This window comes from Mycobacterium sp. IS-1742 (assembly GCF_001500125.1).
GTDB lineage: Bacteria > Actinomycetota > Actinomycetes > Mycobacteriales > Mycobacteriaceae > Mycobacterium.
Genome location: NZ_LQIV01000004.1, coordinates 72326 through 92881 on the forward strand (window position 1 = coordinate 72326; position 20556 = coordinate 92881).

A 20556-nucleotide genomic window follows, 5' to 3' on the forward strand; every position below is an offset into this window, starting at 1 on the left:
GGGCGGATAGACTGCCGTCCGGAGGTGTCGTGTGATGGGCGCAATGGGCGACGCGATCGGAGCGTTTCTCGAGTTCCTGCCGCCGCAGATGCGCGAGCCGGTGCTGTTCGCCATCCCGTTCTTCCTGCTGCTGCTGATCCTCGAGTGGACCGCCGCCCGGAAGCTCGAACACCTCGAGTCGGCGGACCAGCCGCCCGCGGGTGCGTACGTCGCCCGTGACGCCTGGACCAGCCTCTCGATGGGCCTGGTGTCGGTCGGCACGATGGCGGTCTGGAAGTTCGGCGCGTTGATCGGCTACGCGGCGCTGTACACCTACGTCGCGCCGTGGCAACTGCCGTCGAACCAGTGGTACACGTGGGTGATCGCGATCGTCGGCGTCGACCTGCTGTTCTACGCCTATCACCGCACCGCACACCGGGTCCGGCTCGTCTGGGCCACCCATCAGGCACACCACTCCAGCGAGTACTACAACTTCGCCACCGCGCTGCGCCAGAAGTGGAACAACAGCGGCGAGATCGTGATGTGGCTGCCGCTGCCGCTGTTGGGCGTCCCGCCGTGGATGGTGTTCGCGGCGTTCTCGATCAGCCTCATCTACCAGTTCTGGATCCACACCGAGCGCATCGGCACCCTGTGGCGGCCCATCGAGTTCGTGTTCAACACACCGTCACACCACCGCGTGCACCACGGCAGGGACCCGGAGTACCTGGACAAGAACTACGGCGGGATCCTGATCATCTGGGATCGCCTGTTCGGCACGTTCCAGCCCGAACTGTTCCGCCCGCACTACGGGCTGACCAAACCCGTCGACACGTACAACATCTGGCGGCTGCAGACCCACGAATACGCTGCGATCGCCCGCGACGTGCGCCGTGCGCGGCGCTGGAGTGACCGCGTCGGCTACGCATTCGGCCCGCCGGGATGGAAACCGGCCGGGAGCCGACACGTCGAGGACAAGGCCGCCGTTCGCGCCTGATTTCGGCTCCGGCGCAGCAAGATGGACCCATGGATGTCAAAGAGGTCCTGCTGCCCGGTGTCGGGCTGCGGTTCGAGTTCGACAACCGCGACGGGGACCGGATCGGTGTGGTCGCCCGGCGCACAGGGGATTTCGAGGTGGTGGTCTACCCCAAGGAGGACCCCGACCAGGCCCAGCAGGTGTTCCGGCTGACCGGTGAGGAAGCCGAGGCGCTGGCGCAGATCCTGGGTGCCCCACGAATCGCCGAGCGGTTCGCCGACCTCACCCGCGAGGTGCCCGGCCTCAACGCCGGCCAGGTCTCGGTGCGGGCGGGCAGCCCCTTCGTCGACCGGCCGCTCGGAGACACCCGGGCGCGTACGCGCACCGGGGCCTCGATCGTCGCGATCGTCCGCGACGAGGAGGTCCTGGCGTCGCCGGGGCCCTCCGATCTGCTGCGCGCCGGGGACGTGCTGGTGGTGATCGGCACCGAAGAGGGTCTGGCGGGTGTCGAGGTCATCGTGACCCAGGGGCACGGACGCGAGACGCACCAGCCGGGTCCGCCCGGCCGAGGCTGATCGGTGGAGGTATCCGCGACGCTGTTGCTCGAGCTCGGCGTCATTCTCGCGGTGCTCACGGTGCTCGGCACCATTGCTCGCCGCTTCGCGCTCTCCCCGATTCCGCTGTACCTGGTCGCCGGGCTGGCGCTCGGGGAGGGTGGGTTGGCGCCGGTGCCCGCGGCGGGGGATTTCGTGGAGACGGGCGCGTCGATCGGTGTGGTGCTGCTGCTGCTCACCCTCGGCCTGGAGTTCTCGATCGGGGAGTTCGCCACCAGCCTGCGCAGACACCTGCCCTCGGCCGGTGTCGACCTCGTGCTCAACGCGGCGCCCGGAGCGATCGCCGGGTGGCTGATCGGCCTGGACGGTGTCGGCATCCTGGCGCTCGCGGGTGTCACCTGGATCTCGTCGTCGGGCGTCATCGCCCGGCTGCTGTCGGACCTGCGCAGGCTCGGCAACCGCGAGACGCCCGCGGTGTTGTCCATCCTGGTGCTCGAGGACTTCGCGATGGCGGCGTACCTGCCGCTGCTCGCGGTGCTCGCCGCCGGCGGCACCTTCCTGCAGGCGGTGTTCGGGATGGCGATCGCGATCAGCGCGCTGGTGTTGGCATTCGTGGTCTCCTACCGCTGGGGCCACCACGTCGGCCGACTCGTCGCCCACCCGGACAACGAACAACTGCTGCTGCGCATCCTCGGGCTCACGCTGATCGTCGCGGCGCTGGCGGAGTTCATCCACGCCTCGGCCGCGGTCGGGGCGTTCCTGGTCGGCTTGACCCTGACCGGGGAGGCGGCCGAGCGGGCCCGCACGGTGCTCACCCCGCTGCGCGATCTGTTCGCGGCCATCTTCTTTCTCGCGATCGGGGTCTCGGTGGACCCCGTCGCGCTGCTCCCCATGCTCCCCGTCGCGCTCGCCCTGGCAGTGGTGACCTCGTTCACGAAGGTGCTCACCGGACAGTTCGCCGCGCGACGGGACGGGGTGGGCAGGCCCGGTCAGCTGCGTGCCGGGACGGCGCTCATCGCCCGCGGTGAGTTCTCGCTGGTGATCATCGGACTGGTCGGGGCGAGCGTGGAGACGCTCGAGGCGGTGGCGACGCCGTACGTGTTCATCCTGGCCATGGTGGGCCCGGTGCTGGCCCGCTTCACCGGTGCACGGGTGCCCGCGCGGCGGCGGCCCGGATAGTCTCCGGGGCGTGCAGACGGTATTCGACGCGCCGGTCGACGCGACGCTGATCGACAGGGCGCTGGCGCCCAGCGTCCCCGGGTCGATGTGGCTGGACCTGCCGCGGCCGCGCTACCCGCGGTTGACCGGCGCGGTCACCGCGGACCTGGTCGTCGTCGGCGCGGGATACGCCGGGCTGTGGACAGCGCTGCACGCCGCCGAACGTCGGCCCGGCCGACGCATCGTGGTGGTGGAATCCGACCGCGTGGCGTGGGCTGCGTCGGGCCGCAACGGCGGCTTCGTCGACGCCAGCCTCACGCATGGTCTGGAGAACGGAAAGTCGCGCTGGCCCAACGAGATCGAGCTCCTTGAACGCCTCGGCGTGGAGAACCTCGACGGGATGCAGGCCGACATCGAGCGGCTGCGGCTCGACGTGGACTGGCAGCGCACCGGGATGCTGACGGTGGCGACCGAACCGCATCAGGTGTCGTGGCTGCGGGAGGCGGCTGAATCGGGTGCGGGCCGCTTCCTCGACGAGAGCGAGGTGCGCGGCGAAGTCGACTCCCCGACGTACCGCGCGGGCCTGTTCGAGCCGGACACCTGCGCGATCGTGCACCCGGCGAAACTGGCGCTCGAACTCGCGCGGGCGTGCACGGAGGCCGGTGTGCAGATCCACGAGCAGACCCCCGCCACGGCACTGGAGACCCGCGGATCCACGGTGTGTGTCCACACCTCCGCCGGCCGGGTGACCGCGCGGCAGGCGGTGCTGGCCACCAATGTCTTTCCGAGCCTGCTGCGGCGCAACCGGCTCCGCACGGTGCCGGTGTACGACTACGTCCTGGCCACCGAGCCGCTCAGCGAGGAACAGTTGGCGCGCATCGGCTGGCGTAACCGGCAGGGCGTGGGCGACTCCGCCAATCAGTTCCACTACTACCGGCTGAGCGCCGACAACCGGATCGTGTGGGGCGGCTACGACGCGATCTACCACTTCGGTCGCAAGGTCAGGTCCGCCTACGAGGACCGCCCGCACAGCTACCGGCGGCTGGCCGCACACTTCTTCCTCACCTTCCCGCAGTTGCAGGAGGTCCGGTTCGACTACCGGTGGGCGGGCGCCATCGACACCAACACCCGGTTCTGCGCGCACTGGGGACTCGCCCGCGGTGGGCGCGTCGCGTACGTCAACGGGTTCACCGGCCTGGGCGTCGGCGCCGCGCGATTCGGCGCCGACGTGTGCCTCGACCTGCTCGACGGCGCCGACACCGCGCGCACCCGCCTGGAGATGGTCCGCGCGAAACCGCTGCCGTTCCCGCCGGAGCCGCTGGCGAGCATCGGCATCAACGCCACCCGCTGGTCCCTGGACCGCGCCGACCACTCCGCCGGTCGGCGCAACCTCCTCCTGCGGACCCTCGACGCACTGGGTCTCGGCTTCGATTCGTGACCTCCTCTGCGCTGACCGTGATGCTTCCGTAACGTGAACGCACGAGGCCCCGATAGAGAGCACACAAGCGGCCGCTCACACGGGGTCGCACTCGCTGTAACCGTCGGGAGGGAGCAGACGTGCGCCGACACCTGCTGAGCGTGCTGGCCGCCGTAGCGGCACCGTTGGCGGCCCTGCTGTCGCCGGTGGCCCTTGCCAGTGCCGACCCGGGCGTCCTCGTCTTCCCCGGTATGGAGGTCCGTCAGGACACCAACGTGTGCACGTTGGGCTTCGTCGACCTGCAGCAGCGGGTGGCCTACACCGCAGGTCACTGCCGCGGAAGCGGGCCGGTCAACGACCGCAGCGGCAACTTCATCGGCGTGCAGACCGCCTTCCAGGACAACACGCCCGACGGCACGACCATCGACATCAACCATCAGATCTCCGACTGGCAGACCATCGCACTGGCACCCGAGGCGCAGGTGAACAACCTCCTCCCGAGTGGCCGCGCGCTGGTCGCCGACGCCTCGGTGGTTCCCGTCAAGGGGATGCCCGTATGTCACTTCGGCGTGGTCACCGGGGAGAGCTGCGGTGTCGTCGAGGCCGTCAACAACGGATGGTTCACCATGGCCAACGGCGTGGTGAGCAAGAAGGGCGACTCGGGTGGCCCGGTCTACACCAACACCCCGGACGGCCGTGCGGTGATCATCGGGATGTTCAACAGCACCTGGGGTCAGTTCCCGGCGGCGGTGTCCTGGCAGGCGGCCACGCAGCAGGCCGGACAGGGTGTCGTCATCACCGCCGGTGCTGCCTGAGCCTCAGCGGAGCAGTTCGAACACCGGGATCGACGGGGCCACTGCGCGGACCTCGTCGTCGCTCGATCGGGGGGTCAGCCCGCCGACGTGGCCCTTGACCTCCCAGTACCACCGATCCAGATAGCGCCTGAGCAGTTCCGGCTTGTCGACGTCGGCGATCTCGGCGATGCGGACGGTGTGACGCCGCCAGCGTGGACCGATCTCCACCTCGGCCGCGGCACGGGCGTTGCGGGCCCACTGGGTGTTTCCGCGGGGTGAGACCACGTAGCGGCGGCCGTCGACCGACAACATGTTGACGACGACGCCGCGCGTCCTGCCGGTCTTGCGTCCGCGCACCCGCAGGGCGTGCGAGCCCGCGATGCTGATTCCCGCCTCGGCGAGCCGGCGGATCAACTCGTTCCCGGTTCGGGCCAAGCGGCCCGGCAGGTCATAGCGGCTGGTCATGTCTGACCCCTTCCGATTTGAGTGAGCAGTGCTCTCTATTCGAGGGTGCACCGTTTCTCCGGTTAAATCAAGAGCAGTGATCTCGTTTCGTGCCACACTGGCGTCATGGGGATACGCCAGGACAGCCGGGCCCGGATGGAGGCGCAGATCGTCGAGGTCGGCCGTCGACACCTGAGCACCGACGGTCCCTCCGGACTCTCGCTGCGTGCGATCGCCCGGGACCTGGGCGTCGTGTCCTCCGCGGTATACCGGTACGTCAGCAGCCGCGACGACCTGCTGACACTGCTGCTGGTCGACGCCTATTCCGAACTGGCGTCGACGGTGGACGCGGCCGCCGCGGGTGAGGGCGGATGGCGGGACCAGGTCCTGCGGATGGCCCATGCCGCCCGGGGCTGGGCGGTGTCGCAACCGGCGCGCTGGGCGCTCCTGTACGGCAGTCCGGTCCCGGGCTATCGCGCACCTGCCGAGCGCACCACCGGTCCGGGCACCCGGGTGGTCGCGGCCCTGTTCCGCGCCATGGCGGACGGCGTTGCCGCCGGCGATATCTCCGAGGTCAACAACGATGTGCCGCAGGCGCTTTCCGCGGACTTCGAAGGGTTGCGGCACCAGTTCGACTTCTCCGGCGGCGACGGCGCGGTGGCCAAGACGCTCACGCTGTGGGCGGGGTTGATCGGGGCGATCAGCCTCGAGGTCTTCGGTCAGTACGGTCCGGACACATTCACCGATCCACGGGCCGTCTTCGACCTGCACGTCCGGGCGTTGATCGATCTGGTGGCCGCCCCGCCCGCCGAGAGGCGAAACTAGAACACGTTCTAGCGCGTGGGGCGGCCGGGCGATATCCTCGCACCGATGGTCAATCAGACACCTGTCCAGATCGCCTGGGTGACCCGCGACCTGGATGCCACCGAGCAGGCGCTCTCGGCCCTGCTCGGTGCGCGCACGTGGGTGCGCATGCCGGGCGTGCACTTCGGACCCGACTCGTGCCGGTTCCGCGGCCGGCCCGCCGACTTCGTCGCCGACGTGGCGTTGAGCTATGCCGGTGACACCCAACTCGAGATCATCGCGCCGGTACGCGGGGAGAGTCCGTACACCGAGTTCCTCGACCGGTGTGGCCCGGGCCTTCACCATGTCTGCCAGGAAGCGACCGACCCGGACGACTTCGACACCGCGGTTCGGGATGCCGAGCGGCACGGTGCCACCGTCGTCGCGGACGGCGAGCTGGCCGGTGGCATGCGCTTCGCCTACGTCACCGCCGAGGACGCCGGTGTGCCCTACATCGAGATCGCTTGTCTGACAAACGACATACGCACGTTCTTCGACTACGTCAAACAGGAGCAGCAGCCATGAGCACCGAGATTCCCGAAACCGTCGAGGCCGCCTCGGTCCACGAGTGGTCGGACGAGGTGGACGTGGTGGTGGCCGGCTTCGGCATCGCGGGCGGCTGCGCCGCGGTGAGCGCCGCGGCCGCCGGTGCACGGGTGCTGGTGCTGGAGAAGGCGGCCGCGGCGGGCGGAACCACCTCGATGGCGGGCGGACATTTCTACCTCGGCGGCGGCACCGCGGTGCAACAGGCCACCGGCTTCGACGACAGCGCCGACGAGATGTACAAGTACCTGGTCGCGATGTCGCGGGACCCGGAGCACGACAAGATCCGCGCGTACTGCGAGGGCAGCGTCGAACACTTCGAGTGGCTCGAGAACCTCGGGTTCCAGTTCGAACGCAGCTACTACCCGGGCAAAGTCGTTGTGCCGCCGGGCACCGAGGGCCTGTCCTATACCGGTAACGAGAAGGTGTGGCCGTTCTGCGAGCAGGCGAAGCCCGCGCCGCGGGGGCACTCCGTGCCCGTCCCGGGTGAGCTGGGCGGTGCGGCGATGGTGATAGACCTGTTGCTCAAACGGGCCGATGACCTGGGTGTGCAGATCCGCTACGAGACCGGCGTGACGAACCTCGTCATCGAGGACGGCCGTGTGGTCGGCGTCAGGTGGAAGCACTTCGGCGACACCGGAGCCATCAAGGCCGACGCGGTGATCATCGCGGCGGGCGGGTTCGCGATGAATCCCGAGATGGTCGCCGAGCACACACCGGCGCTCGGACAGAAGCGCAAGACCAAGCACCACGGCGAGGTCGAGCCGTACATCCTCGGCAACACCAACGACGATGGCCTCGGTATCCGGATGGGGATCTCTGCGGGCGGCGTCGCCAAGAACCTGGATGAGTTGTTCATCACCGCCGCCGCGTATCCGCCGGAGATCCTGCTGACCGGGGTGATCGTGAACAAGGACGGCCAGCGGTTCGTCGCCGAGGACTCCTACCATTCGCGCACATCGGCTTTCGTGCTGGCGCAGCCGGATCAGACCGCGTATCTGATCGTCGACGAGGCGCACATGCAGATGCCGGAGATGCCGCTGATCAAATTCATCGACGGGTGGGAGACCGTCGCCGAGATGGAGGCGGCGCTCGGCATCCCGGAGGGCAAGCTCGCCGCCACCCTCGAGCGGTACAACGAGCACGCGGCGCGCGGCGAGGACCCGGACTTCCACAAGCAGCCGGAATACGTTGCGGCGCAGGACAAGGGTCCGTGGGCCGCCTTCGACCTCTCGCTGGGCCGCGCGATGTACTCGGGCTTCACCATGGGCGGGCTCGCGGTGTCGATCGACGGTGAGGTGCTGCGCGAGGACGGCTCGCCGATTCCCGGCCTGTACGCGGCGGGGGCCTGCGCGTCGAACATCGCCCAGGACGGCAAGGGCTATGCCAGCGGGACCCAGCTGGGGGAGGGGTCGTTCTTCGGCAGGCGCGCCGGGACCCACGCCGCCACGAGGAGACAACACCGCTAGAACGGGGGCGGTTTGCCGCGTTCGGCGACGAGGTCGTCGTTGAGGCGGCGTTCGGTTTGGACGCGGCGGGCGCGGTCCTGGGCGCGGGTGCGGCGGCGTCTGGGCATCCTGAGGCCGCGGTCGGTCCCGGGCTCGCTGTTGTCGGTGTGGCTGATCGGTGCCGGGGCGGCGGGCTCGGCGAGCGTCGGGAAAAGCAGGGCGCTGCCCGGTCGGGTGGTGTAGGTCTGTCCGGTCGGGGAGGTCCACACGATGGTGCCGTCGGCGAATTGTCGGTCCCGCCAGCCGGTCTTGCCGGTCCAGAAGGTCTTGAGCAGGTGGTGTTTTCGGCACAGGCAACGCAGGTTCGATGCGCAGGTCGGGCCGGTGGGGTAGGGCACGGCATGGTCGATGTCGCAGCGGTGGGCGGGTTGGTCGCAGCCGGGGAAGCGGCAGGTCAGGTCGCGGCAGCGCACGAAGTCCTGCAGTGCGGTGGAGGGGCGGTAGTGCGGTTCGGGTGCGGCGTTGGCGGGGTGGATGACCGGCCGGACCCTGGCACGGTCGAGGAACGCGGCAAGGACGGCGGCGTTGGTGACCCCGGCGCCGATGACGAACGCCGGTGCCGGGCAGGCTGTTTGCCGCGGCGCCGCGGGGGTTGGTTCGGCCTGGGTTGCGGGCTCGACCTCGACGTTCATCTGGGGATCCGGCGCATCCTGGGACTGAGAGACAACGCGTTCCGATGTCGCCTCTGCCGCACCCTCACTAGCGGATTCAGCCTGCAGTGCGTTGCCCCGCACCGCTGTGGGTCGAGGTTTGGCTTCTTCATCCCGTGTGTCGGGTTCCGGCGCAGCATCACGTGCCGGGGAAGGCTCCGCCTCGGCTTGTGCGTGTGCCGCGTCGACAGTCGCTTGGTGGGCGACGATGTGGATGACGACGTCTTTGGTGCGCCGTCCGGCGGCGCTACCGGGGCAGTCGGGATTGGCGCATTCACAGCGCAGTTCGGTGCCGGTGGCGACGGCGGCGAGGGCGTCGTTGCGGCGTTCCTTCATCGGCCGCGGATCGTCTGAGCACAGCGTGTGGGCCATGTCGGTGACGCGTTGTTCGAACGCGGCGCCGTCGGGGGCGTACATGCGCGCCCAGACGGTCATGAAGCCGGCCTCATCGCCCATGAAGCCGAACTCGACGTCACGGTCCTGTTCGGCGTTTCGGGTGCGGCGCAGCGCGCCGGGATCGTGGGCCTCGACGACGGCGTCGATGGCCTGGCGAACCTTGTTCGCGGACTTCGGTCCCCAGGTGGTGATTTGATCGGCGAGGTCGGTGTCGACGGCGGCCATCAGGCCGGGGTCGGTGATCAGCGCGGTGCGGGTCACGATCGCACGCACCAGCAGATCGGTGATCAACCCGGCGGCGAACAGGGCGGCCACCTTGGGGAGGCGATCGCCGAGCATGACTGCCCGATAGGTCTGGAAGGTGGCCAGCGATTCGGTGATGTTCTGGGCGGCGGCGACCTCGCTGACGGCGCACGCTTCGGGGTCGACGAACCAGTTGTCGCGGTCGACGGCGTCGTCGAGCCCGGTGCGGCGGCGGAACACTTCGGCCATGGCGGCCAGCCTGCGGGCCGCGGCGGCGTTCTCGACGCGTGCCCAGCCGCCGGTCACCAGGATCAGCTCCGCGTCACTGAGCGCGGAGAAGTCGGCGATCTCGGGCAACGAACCATCGAACACGCTTTCGAAAATACCAGCGAAGTCTGACACCGAGCTCGCGAAAATCCCACGCCTGTGGATGAATTCGCCGCTGTGGACAACCTGCCTACGACTGAGCGGCGACCTCGCCGAGCTGCCACTGCCCGTCGCCGAGAAGCTGCAACTGCCGGGTGTGGTGTTGTTCGACGGTGCTGCGATGGCTCACGCTGACCAGGATGGTCTCGGGCAACTCGCTGCGCACCAGCCGGTAGAGCATCAGCTCCAGCCCCTCATCGAGCGCCGAGGTGGACTCGTCCAGGAACACCGCCTTCGGCTTTGTCAGCAGGATGCGGGCGAACGCCACCCGCTGCTGCTCACCTGGTGAGAGCACCTTGGCCCAGTCCTGAACCTCGTCGAGACGGTCCATCAGGTGCGGCAGCGCGACCCGCTCCAACACGGAGCGCAGGTCCGAATCCTCCAGCGTGCCAGTGTTCTTGGGGTAGGAGACCACTGTCCGCAGATCGCCCAGCGGGACGTACGGCAGCTGCGACAGGAACATCGTCGACTCGTCGCCGGGATAGGTGATCGTCCCCGACGCGTAGGGCCACAACCGACCCAGGCTCCGCAGCAGCGTCGTCTTACCGGTGCCGGACTGGCCGGTGATCACCAGCGCGTCGCCGGGTTCCAGAGTGAGATCGAGGGGTTCGATGAGCTGCTTGCCCGTCGGAGTGCGCACCTCGATGTCGTCGAGTTCCACGCGTCCGTCGACCGAGCTCCGGACATCGATCGACGGCAGCGCCCTGGCCTGTTCGTCGGCGATCACCAGGCCGTGGAGGCGGATGATCGCGGCGCGATAGCCCGCGAACTGGTCGTAGGCGTTACGGAAGAAAGACAGGCCGGACAGGATCTCACGGAAGGCGCTCGCGGTCTGGGTGAGCTGGCCCAGGGTCAGCTCACCGTTGAAGAACCGCGGGAACTGCACCAGGTAGGGGATCAACTCCTGGGCCTGCGTGATCGACAGGTTCCAGCCCAGGAACCCGGCCATCCGGTTCACGTACTTCTTGTAGTTGTCCACGATCGGTGTGAAGCGACGCCGAAGTCCGGTCCGTTCCGCGATCTCTCCCCGGTAGAAGGCCACCGCCTCTGACGCGTCGCGCAGACGCACCAGCGCGTACCGGAACACGGCGTTGAACTTCTCGTTGTTGAAGGACAACGTGATGATCGGCCGGCCGATCCAGAACGCCACGACGGTCGCGAACAGGATGTAGACGATGCCGATCCAGAACATCGCCTTGGGCAGTTCGACCCCGACGAACGGCAACGTCACCGGCCCCGACAGGTTCCACAGGATCGCGGTGAACGCATACATCGACGCGATCGAGGAGATGGCGCCGAAAAGCAGGGTGCTGGTCGATGTGTTGTTCGGGGTGTTCGGCAGCGAGCCGACGCCTGCGGTGAAGATGTCGATGTCGGTCTGGATGCGTTGGTCGGGGTTGTCGATCGTGGCGTCGATGAAGCGCGCCCGGTAGTACGCCTTACCGTCGAGCCAGTCGCCGGTGAGCCGGTCGGTCAGCCAGGTCCGCCACCTGAGCATGAACCGTTGGGTGACGAACAGGTCGAACATGATGACGGCCACATTGAGGACGGCCAGGAGGGTGAAGACGGCCATCGACATCCAGAAGCCGTCCTTGCCGGATTCCTTGACGGCATCGTTTCCCGCGCCCACCCCCGATGCGATCACCTGGAAGCTGGTCATCATGTCGTTGCCCTGGAAGCTGAACAACACCGACAGGCGGACGCTGACGATGACCAGCAGCAGTATGCCCGCGAGCCAGGCCCACACCAGCACGCTCTCCGGGCCGGTGAAGTAGCCGCGGGTGACCCGCCAGAACTGGCTTCCCCACGTCGTGAACCGGACGATGAGCGCAAGGATCACCAGCGTGACGACGGCCGCTACCACCCAGGCTCTGCCGATCCAGAACAGAGAGGTCCACAGCTCGCTGCTCCAGTCGAGCGACGGGGCGAACATTTCCATTCGGGCAAGGTACCGCGAGCCACTGCCCGTGGCGGGTCGGGACGCTCAACCTGGTCGGGCGAGTCGGACCAGCCGCCAGTCCCCGTCGCCGAGCAGCCTCAGTTCGTGGCCGTGGAACTGCTCGACGGTGTCGCGGTGGCTGACGCTCACCACGACTGTCGAGGGCAGTTCCGCCCGCAGCAGCGCGTAGAGCATCGCCTCCAGGCCCTCGTCCATCGCCGACGTCGACTCGTCGAGGAACACCGCCGCGGGCCGGGCCAGCAGGATCCGCGCGAACGCGATCCGCTGCTGCTCGCCGACGGACAGCACCTGCGTCCAGTCGCGGACCTCGTCGAGCCGGATCACCAGATGCGGCAACGCGACCGCCACGAGCGCCTCCTGGATCCGACGGTCGATGACGGCGCCGTCGTGCTGCGGATAGGACACGGCGGAGCGAAGGTCCCCGAGCGGCAGGTAGGGCAGCTGGGGGACGAACATCGGCTCCGGCAGCTCGACCCGGCCGGAGGCGAACGGCCACAGGCCGGCCACGGTCTGCAGGAGCACCGTCTTACCCACCCCGGACTCGCCGCGGATCACCAGCGCTTCCCCGACGGGCAGGGCGAGGTCGAGTCCGTCCACCAACACCCGGCCGTCGGGTGCGCGCACGTCGAGGCCGTCGATGCGCAGCGCCCCGGCGGGTGAGGCCTCGCAGGCGATGCGATGTGATGCGCGGGCGCGCGCGTTCTCGGTCACCAGGCCGTCGAGCCGGATGGTGGCCGCGCGGTAGCCGGCGAATTCGTCATAGGCGTTGCGGAAGAACGACAGTGAGTCGTGGATGACGCCGAACGCGGTGGCGGACTGCATGACCCCGCCCAACGAGATCTGCCCGGCGAACAGCCGCTGTGCCTGGATCAGGAACGGCAGCGGGTTGATCGCCTGGCTCATCGACACGTTCCACCCGATGAACAGCATCGTGCGGTTGAGCCAGCGGCGGTAGTTGGCCATCACCGCCGAGAGCCTCTCGTCCAGCAGCTCGTTCTCGGCCCGCTCGCCCTTGTACATCCCGACGGCGGCGCCGGCGTCGCGCAGTCGCACCAGCGCGTACCGGAATCCGGCGTTGCGGACCTCGTCGAGGTAACTCAACCGGATCAGCGGGCGGCCGACGACGACGGCGACGTACGTCACCACCGCCACGTAGCCGATGACGATCCAGAACAGTGCCCGAGGCAGCGTGACACCCCACAGCGTCAACGGACCCGAGAGCTGCCAGAGGATCACGCTGAACGCGCCCGTGGACAACGCCGCCTGCACCGCACCGAAGAGCAGGACCCGGTCGGAGGTGTAGGCCGGGTTGTTGGTCTGGCGCCCGACACCGGTGGTGAACACGTCGATGTCCTGCTGGATGCGCTGGTCGGGATTGTCGACCGGCCGGCGGGAGAACCTGCCGCGGTAGTACGCGTGGTGGTCCAGCCAGTCGTCGATCAGCCTGCGGCTCAACCAGATCCGCCAGCGCATGATGAAGCGCTGGGTGAGGTAGAGGTCGGCCAGCAGCCGCACCACGAAGCATCCGGCCAGCACGACGAACACTCCCATCGTGGCCCAGAAGCCCTGTTCACCGCTGCGATCGTCGGCCCCGCCGTCGCCGGACCCGCCTTGGAAGGCGACCTGCAGCGACGTGAAAAGGTCGTTGGCGTAGTAGCTGAGCAGCACGCTGATCCGCACCAACACGATCGACGAGAGCAGCAGCGCCGCCAGCCCCGCCCACACCGGAACGCTCTGCCGTCCGGTGAAATACCGGCCGGTGATCCGCCGGAACTGGCGGCCCCACTCGGTGAACCGCCCGACGGCGGCCAACACCAGCAGCAGGCACGGCGCGGTGATCAGGAAGCACTCGAGCACCCACACCGCCGAGTTCGCGAATTCGGAGCCCCAATCGAGCGACGGTCTGAACATCAGCGGTGGCCGTCAGCCAAACGTGTTGTGCAGGAAGCCCTCGAGCGCCTCGATGTCGAGCCGGTGGGCGGCGAATCCCAGATATCCGTCGGGGCGGACGACGAACACCGACGTGCCCGCCGTGGAGTAGCTGCGGGCGAAGTCGCCGTCGTCGTCCCGCAGCAACGGCAGCACCGTGGCATCCACCTCCGCGGACGGTGCGGCCACCAGATACACGTCGAGAGCGCCGCGCGCCGCGGCGACGGCGGCTTCGGCGGCCGCTTCGAACCGGCCCACGTCCGCGGCCGTGGCGTCGCCGTCGGCGTAGAACAGCGCGGTGTGGTCGCGGCCCAGCAGCGAGTACAGGCGCAGCGGTCCCGACACGGCGGCCCGGACGAGTCCGGTCGCGTCCGGGGCGCGGCCACCCGGCAGGGGTTCGGCCACCGGGCCCGCCGACGAGACGATCGGGCTGTCCGCGTAGTCGATGAGCAGTTGCGCCTCGCGGAGCATGACGTGGTCGAGGTCGGCGGAGTCGGCGCCGATGCCGTGGCGGGCGCTGCGCACCGTGCGCCCCACCACCTCCTCACCGACCGGGCGCCGTTCGAGGTCGTAGCTGTCGAGCAGTGTGGGCGCGGCGTTCCCGGACACGGCGAGCGCGAGCTTCCACGCCAGGTTGTGGGCGTCCTGAATCCCGGTGTTCATCCCCTGCGCCCCGGTCGGCGGATGGATGTGCGCGGCGTCGCCCGCGACGAACACCCGCCCGCGGCCGTAGGCGTCGACGATGCGGTGGCTGATCCGGAAGACCGAGGACCAGCGCAGATCCCGGGCGGTCGTGGGTTGCGGTGACAGCCGGTCCAGCACGGCCTGGATGTGGTGCAGTTCGGGGGCGCGGCCGCCTTGGAAGCCGTGCTCCACCCCGCCGTGCGCCTCGGTCGACAGTTCCTCGGGCACCAGCATCGACATCCGGTACCGGTTGCGACCGGGCAGCGGGATGCACACCAGCAGGTCGTCGGTCACGCCGTCGGTCTGGTGCATCGAGCGGATGGCGTAACCCCGCGGCAGCGTCCAGTCCACCTCGACGTCGCCGAGCATGTACTGCTCCTCGAACGCCGCCCCGTCGAAGGTCAGCCCGAGCGATTTGCGCACGACGCTGTGCGCGCCGTCGGCGCCGACGAGGTACCCGGCGCGCACGGTGCGCTCGCCGGTGCCGGTCGACACCGTCGCCGTCACGCCGTCGTCGTCCTGGACGAACCCGGTCAGCCGCCAGCCGCGCTGTACCGACCCGCCGCGTGCGGTGAGCGCCTCGCGCAGGATGCGCTCGGTCTCGTACTGGGGGATGCAGAGGAAGCGGAACGGGACGGTGGCCGGCAGCGAGAGGTCCAGTCGGGTCACCGGTTCGCCGTTGACGTAGACGCACTGCCCCTTCATCTCGATGCCGGCGTCCAGAACGGCGCGCAACACCCCCATGTTCTCGAATACCTCGAGTGTGCGAGGTTGCACGCCAACGGCTTTCGCATACTGCGGGGGTTGGGGGAGCGGGTCGACGACGATGCAGTCGACGCCGCGCCGTCTCAACTCGATCGCCGCGGTGAGCCCGACCGGGCCTGCGCCGGCGATCAGGACGGGGGTGTTCGCGGTGTCGGGCACAGCGATGAGTATGTCCTGCAGGCGGCGGCCCGGCGGGGTTTCAAGATCTTCCGCACGCCGCCATGCTGGACGGATGGCCCTGCGATTGCACGCAGACGTCGACGACTTCGTGTCGTCGGCGGCTGCCTGGTATGCGCGCCGGCCGATGGCGCACACCGTCGAGCTCACGTTGCTGCGCGAGCGGGTGCCCAGCGAGGAGACGCCGGTGTTGATGACGGTGTGGGACGGCGGGGGCGCCGGCGCAGAACTGCTCGGCGCCGCGATACGCACCCCTCCGTTGCCGCTGCTGTGCGGCGGTCTGTCCGTGGCGCCGATCGCGGAGGTCGTCGGTGACATGGTCGGCGCCGGGCTGACTCTGCCCGGAGTGCGGGGTCCGCGGGAGGTGGCCGAGGAGTTCGCGCAGCAGTGGTGCACGGTCACCGGCACCGCGCGCGCCGCGGTCACCGCCGAACGGTTGTACCGGCTGGGCATTCTGGCGGCTCCCGCCGGAGTGCCCGGCGTACACCGCGTCGCCCGCCGGGCCGACGAGCCGGTCCTGATCAAGTACCAGTGCGAATTCGCCGCCGAGGTGTTCGGTCACCAACCCGACCCCAACCGGGCGCGCGCCACGCTGACCGCCGCGCGCGAGGTCGGCAACGTCTACCTGTTGTGGACCGCGAGCGGCGCGCCGGTCAGCATGGCCGCGGTGCGCCCGCCGACGGTCGGCGTGTCGCGCATCGGCCCGGTGTACACCGCACCGGAGGCGCGCGGCCGCGGGTTCGGGGCGGCCGTCACCGCCGCCGCCTGCCGGTGGGCGCTGGACGCGGGCGCCGAGCAGGTGGTGCTGTTCGCCGACCTCGACAACCCCACGAGTAACCGCGTCTATCAGCGGCTGGGTTTCGTGCCGGTGGGTGATTCGGTCACGGTCGGGTTCCGCGTACCGTAAACGTGTGTCCAAGACGACTACGCGCACCCCCGGCCGCCTGAGCGGCAAGTTCTGGAAGCTGCTCGGCGCCGCCACCGAGAAGAACCAGGGCCGGTCGCTGGCACAGGTCAAGGCGTCCGCGGACTACGAGACCAAAGCCGCCGACCTCGACGACGACCAGCTGCGCAAGGCCGCCGAACTGCTGCGGCTCGAGGATCTCGCCGAGTCGGCCGACATTCCGCAGTTCCTGGCCATCGCCCGTGAAGCCGCCGAGCGCAGCACCTCCCTGCGGCCTTTCGACGTCCAGCTGCTCGGCGCGCTGCGCATGCTGGCCGGCGACGTCGTCGAGATGGCCACGGGTGAGGGCAAGACGCTCTCCGGGGCGATCGCGGCTGCCGGCTACGCGCTCGGCGGCCGCAGCGTGCACGTCATCACCATCAACGACTACCTCGCCCGCCGCGACGCCGAATGGATGGGCCCGCTGATCGAGGCGCTGGGCCTGACGGTCGGGTGGATCACCGCCGAGTCGACGGCCGAGGAGCGCCGCGAGGCCTACACCTGCGACGTCACCTATGCCTCGGTCAACGAGATCGGTTTCGATGTCCTGCGCGACCAGCTCGTCACCGATGTGGCCGATCTCGTGTCGCCGAACCCCGACGTCGCGCTCATCGACGAAGCCGACTCGGTCCTCGTCGACGAGGCGCTCGTCCCGCTCGTGCTGGCGGGCACCACCCATCGCGAGACCCCGCGCGTCGAGCTCATCCGCATGGTCGGCGAGCTGACGCCGGGCCGTGACTACGACACCGACGCCGACAGCCGCAACGTGCACCTCACCGAGGAGGGCGCCCGCAAACTCGAGGCCAGACTCGGCGGCATCGACCTCTATTCCGAGGAACACGTCGGCACGACGCTGACGGAGGTGAACGTCGCCCTGCACGCGCACGTGCTGCTCCAGCGCGACGTGCACTACATCGTGCGCGACGACGCCGTGCACCTGATCAACTCCTCGCGCGGCCGCATCGCCCAGCTGCAGCGCTGGCCCGACGGTCTGCAGGCCGCGGTCGAGGCGAAAGAGGGCATCGAGACCACCGAGACCGGCGAGGTGCTCGACACCATCACCGTGCAGGCGTTGATCAACCGGTATCCGACCGTGTGCGGGATGACGGGCACCGCGTTGGCCGCCGGTGAGCAGCTGCGGCAGTTCTACAAACTGGGCGTGTCGCCGATCGACCCGAACAAGCCGAACATCCGCGAAGACGAATCCGACCGGGTGTACGTCACCGCGGCGGCCAAGATCGACGCGATCATCGAGCACATCGAAGAGGTGCACAAGACCGGCCAGCCGGTGCTGGTCGGCACCCACGACGTCGCGGAATCCGAAGAGCTGCACGAGAAGCTGGTCAAACGCGGGGTGCCCGCGGTGGTCCTCAACGCCAAGAACGACGCCGAGGAGGCCCGCGTCATCGCCGAGGCGGGCAAGCTGGGAGCCGTCACCGTGTCCACCCAGATGGCCGGGCGCGGCACCGACATCCGGCTGGGTGGCTCGGACGAGCGCGACCACGACGAAGTCGCCGAACTCGGCGGGCTGCACGTCGTCGGGACGGGGCGTCACACCACCCAGCGGCTCGACAACCAGCTGCGGGGCCGCGCCGGGCGTCAGGGCGATCCGGGTTCGTCGGTGTTCTTCTCCAGCTGGGAGGACGAACTGGTCCAGGCCCACCTGGAACCGAACAAGCGCCCGATGCAGGCCGACGAGAACGGCCGGGTCCTGCACGACAAGGCGGCGGGGCTGCTCGATCACGCCCAGCGCGTGGCGGAGGGGCGGCTGCTCGACGTGCACGCCAACACCTGGCGCTACAACCAGCTCACCGCCCAGCAGCGCGCCATCATCGTCGAACGTCGGGATGCGTTGTTGCGCACGGCGACCGCGCGTGAAGAACTCGCCGAACTGTCGCCGAAGCGGTACGCCGAACTGGCCGAGGAGATGTCCGAGGAACGTCTCGAGCGGGTCTGCCGGCTGATCATGCTCTACCACCTGGACCGCGGCTGGTGTGAGCACCTCGCGTACCTGGCCGACATTCGCGAGAGCATCCACCTGCGCGCGCTCGGCAGGCAGAATCCGCTCGACGAGTTCCACCGGATGGCCGTCGACGCGTTCGCCTCGCTGGCCGCCGACGCGATCGAGGCGGCCCAGCAGACGTTCGAGACCGCGCCGTCGCTGGAGGGCGAAGTGGGCGTCGATCTGTCCAAACTCGCGCGGCCGACCTCGACGTGGACATACATGGTCCACGACAACCCGCTGGCCGACGACACGATGGCGGCGCTGAGCCTGCCGGGGGTGTTCCGCTAGGTTTAGCCGCATGGACGCCTCTGCGTCAGGGGAGCGGGACCGCGTGTTGACGGTGCCCAACGCACTGTCGGTGCTGCGCCTGGTGCTGGTCCCGGTGTTCCTGTGGCTGCTGTTCGGCGCGCACGCCAACGCCTGGGCGGTCGGCGTCCTGATGTTCAGCGGCTTCTCCGACTGGGCCGACGGCAAGATCGCGCGGCTGGTCGACAATCAGTCGTCGCGGCTGGGGGAGCTGCTGGATCCGCTGGTGGACCGGATCTACATGGTGACCGTGCCGTTGGCGCTCGCGGTCGAGGGCAGTGTCCCGTGGTGGTTCGTCGTCACCCTGCTCGGCCGCGACCTGGTGCTCGCGGCGACGCTGCCGCTGCTGCGCGGCCGGGGGTTGGCCGCCCTCCCGGTCACCTACCTGGGTAAGGCCGCGACGTTCGCGCTGATGTCCGGCTTCCCGTTGGTGCTGCTGGGGCAGTGGGATGCGCTCTGGAGCCGGGTGGTGCTCGCCTGCGGCTGGGGGTTCCTGATCTGGGGGATGGCGCTGTACCTGTGGTCGGGGGTGCTCTACCTGGTCCAGGTGGTGATGGTCGCACAGCGATTGCCGAAGGTCCGGGCCGGTGGCTGAGGGGCAGAGCGCGCGACCGCCGACGCCCGATGAGCGCCGGGCCCTGGGTGGGTTCGATCCCGAGGCAGGGCTCAAGCACCATGACGCGGCGCCCAAGAAGATCCCGGTGCCGTCGCTGCTGAGATCCCTGCTCTCCGAACATCTCGACCCCGGCTATGCCGCCGCGGCCGCCGCCCGACGCGACGGCGCCACGCGGCCGCGCGCCGTCGAGTGGGGCTGGCAGGTGGCGGCGGCGCTCACCGTCGCGACCGTGTTCGGCGTCGCGGCCGCGCAGGCGCAGACCGCTGCGCCGGCCACCCGCGAGGCCCAGCACGTCCTCGCCGGGAGCGTGCGGGCGGCTGAGGCGACCGACGACCAACTCACCGCGCAACGCGACGAGCTGACCACTCAGGTCGCGGCCGAACGCCGCAGCCGGCTCGAGGGCGACGAGCGCGGCAGGCGACTGTTGGCCGACCTCGACATCGCCGACGTCGCCGCCGCCGCAACCCCGGTGATCGGTCCGGGATTGACGGTCACCGTCACCGACCCCGGGTTGTCGAACGACCTGTCCGACGTGTCGAAGCAACGTGTCGCGGGCAGTCGGCAGGTGATCCTCGACCGCGATCTGCAGTTGGTCGTCAACTCGCTGTGGGTCAGTGGCGCGGAAGCGGTGGCCGTCGGCGGGGTGCGCATCGGGCCCAACGTCACGATCCGGCAGGCGGGTGGCGGCATCCTGGTCGACAATCAGCCCATCAGCAGCCCATATCTCCTGCAGGCGGTCGGCCCGCCCAAGTCGATGGCCGACACGTTCGACCGCAGCGCCGGTCTGCAGCGGCTGCGGCTCCTCGAAACCTCTTACGGCGTCGGGGTTTCGGTCAGCGCCGCAGAAGCGCTCACGCTGCCCGCCGGTTCGGTGCGGGAGGTCAACTTCGCCACGCAGATCGGAGCCAGATGATCGGAATCGCCGCGCTGCTCGTCGGTATCGTGCTGGGCCTGGTGTTCCGCCCGAGCGTGCCGGACTTCGTCGAGCCCTACCTACCCATCGCGGTCGTCGCGGCGCTCGACGCCGTGTTCGGTGGACTGCGCGCCTATCTCGAGCAGATCTTCGACTCCAAGGTGTTCGTGGTGTCGTTCGTGTTCAACGTGCTCGTCGCGGCGCTCATCGTGTACGTCGGCGACCAGTTGGGTGTGGGCACGCAGTTGTCCACCGCGATCATCGTCGTGCTCGGCATCCGCATCTTCGGCAACGCCGCGGCGCTGCGGCGCAGACTGTTCGGTGCCTGAT

The 20556-nt window shown here is 69.2% G+C and carries 18 protein-coding genes; 13 read left to right on the forward strand and 5 right to left on the reverse strand.

The features are described from left to right. Nucleotides 1–34: 34 nt before the first annotated feature. The 5 genes from AU196_RS04000 (at nt 35) to AU196_RS04020 (ending at nt 4896) form a co-directional block, all read left to right on the forward strand. The gene (locus AU196_RS04000) at nt 35–973 is read left to right on the forward strand and encodes a sterol desaturase family protein (protein WP_059093792.1); all 939 of its coding nucleotides are present in this window, start codon (nt 35–37) and stop codon (nt 971–973) included. Nucleotides 974–1002: 29 nt separating this feature from the next. Continuing rightward, the gene (locus AU196_RS04005) at nt 1003–1527 is read left to right on the forward strand and encodes a cation:proton antiporter regulatory subunit (protein WP_059093793.1); all 525 of its coding nucleotides are present in this window, start codon (nt 1003–1005) and stop codon (nt 1525–1527) included. A gap of 3 nt (nt 1528–1530) precedes the next feature. Further along, a complete protein-coding gene (locus AU196_RS04010) occupies nt 1531–2685 on the forward strand; it encodes a cation:proton antiporter (RefSeq protein ID WP_059093794.1) in 1155 nt (384 codons plus the stop codon). Nucleotides 2686–2695: 10 nt separating this feature from the next. Continuing rightward, the gene (locus AU196_RS04015; protein ID WP_059093870.1) at nt 2696–4102 is read left to right on the forward strand and encodes an NAD(P)/FAD-dependent oxidoreductase; all 1407 of its coding nucleotides are present in this window, start codon (nt 2696–2698) and stop codon (nt 4100–4102) included. Nucleotides 4103–4221: 119 nt separating this feature from the next. Continuing rightward, a complete protein-coding gene (locus AU196_RS04020) occupies nt 4222–4896 on the forward strand; it encodes an Rv1815 family serine proteinase (protein WP_059093795.1) in 675 nt (224 codons plus the stop codon). A 3-nt stretch (nt 4897–4899) separates the two neighbouring features. On the opposite strand, the gene AU196_RS04025 is transcribed toward AU196_RS04020, so the two are convergent. Further along, nucleotides 4900–5340, reverse strand: a complete 441-nt coding sequence (locus tag AU196_RS04025; protein WP_059093796.1) for a nitroreductase/quinone reductase family protein — start codon at nt 5338–5340, stop codon at nt 4900–4902. Nucleotides 5341–5445: 105 nt separating this feature from the next. Between AU196_RS04025 and AU196_RS04030 the strand changes: the two genes are divergently transcribed. The 3 genes from AU196_RS04030 to AU196_RS04040 are packed head-to-tail and all read left to right on the forward strand — an operon-like array spanning nt 5446 to nt 8174. Then, the gene (locus AU196_RS04030; protein WP_059093797.1) at nt 5446–6144 is read left to right on the forward strand and encodes a TetR/AcrR family transcriptional regulator; all 699 of its coding nucleotides are present in this window, start codon (nt 5446–5448) and stop codon (nt 6142–6144) included. A 45-nt stretch (nt 6145–6189) separates the two neighbouring features. Continuing rightward, nucleotides 6190–6687: a VOC family protein gene (locus AU196_RS04035; RefSeq protein WP_059093798.1), complete on the forward strand. Its 498-nt coding sequence runs from the start codon at nt 6190–6192 to the stop codon at nt 6685–6687. Beyond that, on the forward strand, nt 6684–8174 hold the full coding sequence (locus AU196_RS04040; RefSeq protein ID WP_059093799.1) for an FAD-binding protein: 1491 nt from the start codon (nt 6684–6686) through the stop codon (nt 8172–8174). Before AU196_RS04035 ends, AU196_RS04040 begins: the two co-directional genes overlap by 4 nt. Here AU196_RS04040 and AU196_RS04045 read toward each other — a convergent pair. The 4 genes from AU196_RS04045 to AU196_RS04060 form a co-directional block, all read right to left on the reverse strand. Continuing rightward, nucleotides 8171–9874: an HNH endonuclease signature motif containing protein gene (locus tag AU196_RS04045; RefSeq protein ID WP_231737332.1), complete on the reverse strand. Its 1704-nt coding sequence runs from the start codon at nt 9872–9874 to the stop codon at nt 8171–8173. The two genes, AU196_RS04040 and AU196_RS04045, sit on opposite strands and share 4 nt — an antisense overlap. Nucleotides 9875–9959: 85 nt before the next feature. Further along, the gene (locus AU196_RS04050; RefSeq protein WP_059093801.1) at nt 9960–11867 is read right to left on the reverse strand and encodes an ABC transporter ATP-binding protein/permease; all 1908 of its coding nucleotides are present in this window, start codon (nt 11865–11867) and stop codon (nt 9960–9962) included. A 45-nt stretch (nt 11868–11912) separates the two neighbouring features. Further along, nucleotides 11913–13799: an ABC transporter ATP-binding protein/permease gene (locus AU196_RS04055; RefSeq protein WP_059093802.1), complete on the reverse strand. Its 1887-nt coding sequence runs from the start codon at nt 13797–13799 to the stop codon at nt 11913–11915. A 12-nt stretch (nt 13800–13811) separates the two neighbouring features. Next, entirely contained in the window at nt 13812–15425 is a 1614-nt protein-coding gene (locus AU196_RS04060; RefSeq protein WP_059093803.1) for an FAD-dependent monooxygenase, read from the reverse strand. Between the two features lie 73 nt (nt 15426–15498). Here AU196_RS04060 and AU196_RS04065 point away from each other — a divergent pair, with 73 nt between their 5' ends. From AU196_RS04065 to AU196_RS04085, 5 genes are read left to right on the forward strand one after another with little or no spacing between them, the layout of a single operon-like run. Further along, nucleotides 15499–16350, forward strand: coding sequence for a GNAT family N-acetyltransferase (locus AU196_RS04065; protein ID WP_059093804.1), 852 nt, complete (start codon nt 15499–15501; stop codon nt 16348–16350). A gap of 4 nt (nt 16351–16354) precedes the next feature. After that, complete coding sequence (secA2, locus tag AU196_RS04070) at nt 16355–18679, forward strand: accessory Sec system translocase SecA2 (protein ID WP_059093805.1); 2325 nt, start codon at nt 16355–16357, stop codon at nt 18677–18679. Between the two features lie 10 nt (nt 18680–18689). After that, the gene (locus AU196_RS04075; RefSeq protein WP_059093806.1) at nt 18690–19292 is read left to right on the forward strand and encodes a CDP-alcohol phosphatidyltransferase family protein; all 603 of its coding nucleotides are present in this window, start codon (nt 18690–18692) and stop codon (nt 19290–19292) included. Continuing rightward, complete coding sequence (locus tag AU196_RS04080) at nt 19285–20226, forward strand: DUF881 domain-containing protein (protein ID WP_059093807.1); 942 nt, start codon at nt 19285–19287, stop codon at nt 20224–20226. Before AU196_RS04075 ends, AU196_RS04080 begins: the two co-directional genes overlap by 8 nt. After that, nucleotides 20223–20555 (forward strand): small basic family protein, encoded by a 333-nt coding sequence (locus tag AU196_RS04085; RefSeq protein WP_059093808.1) that lies wholly within the window; start codon nt 20223–20225, stop codon nt 20553–20555. The genes AU196_RS04080 and AU196_RS04085 overlap by 4 nt, the downstream gene beginning before the upstream one ends. The last annotated feature ends 1 nt before the right edge of the window (nt 20556 follow it).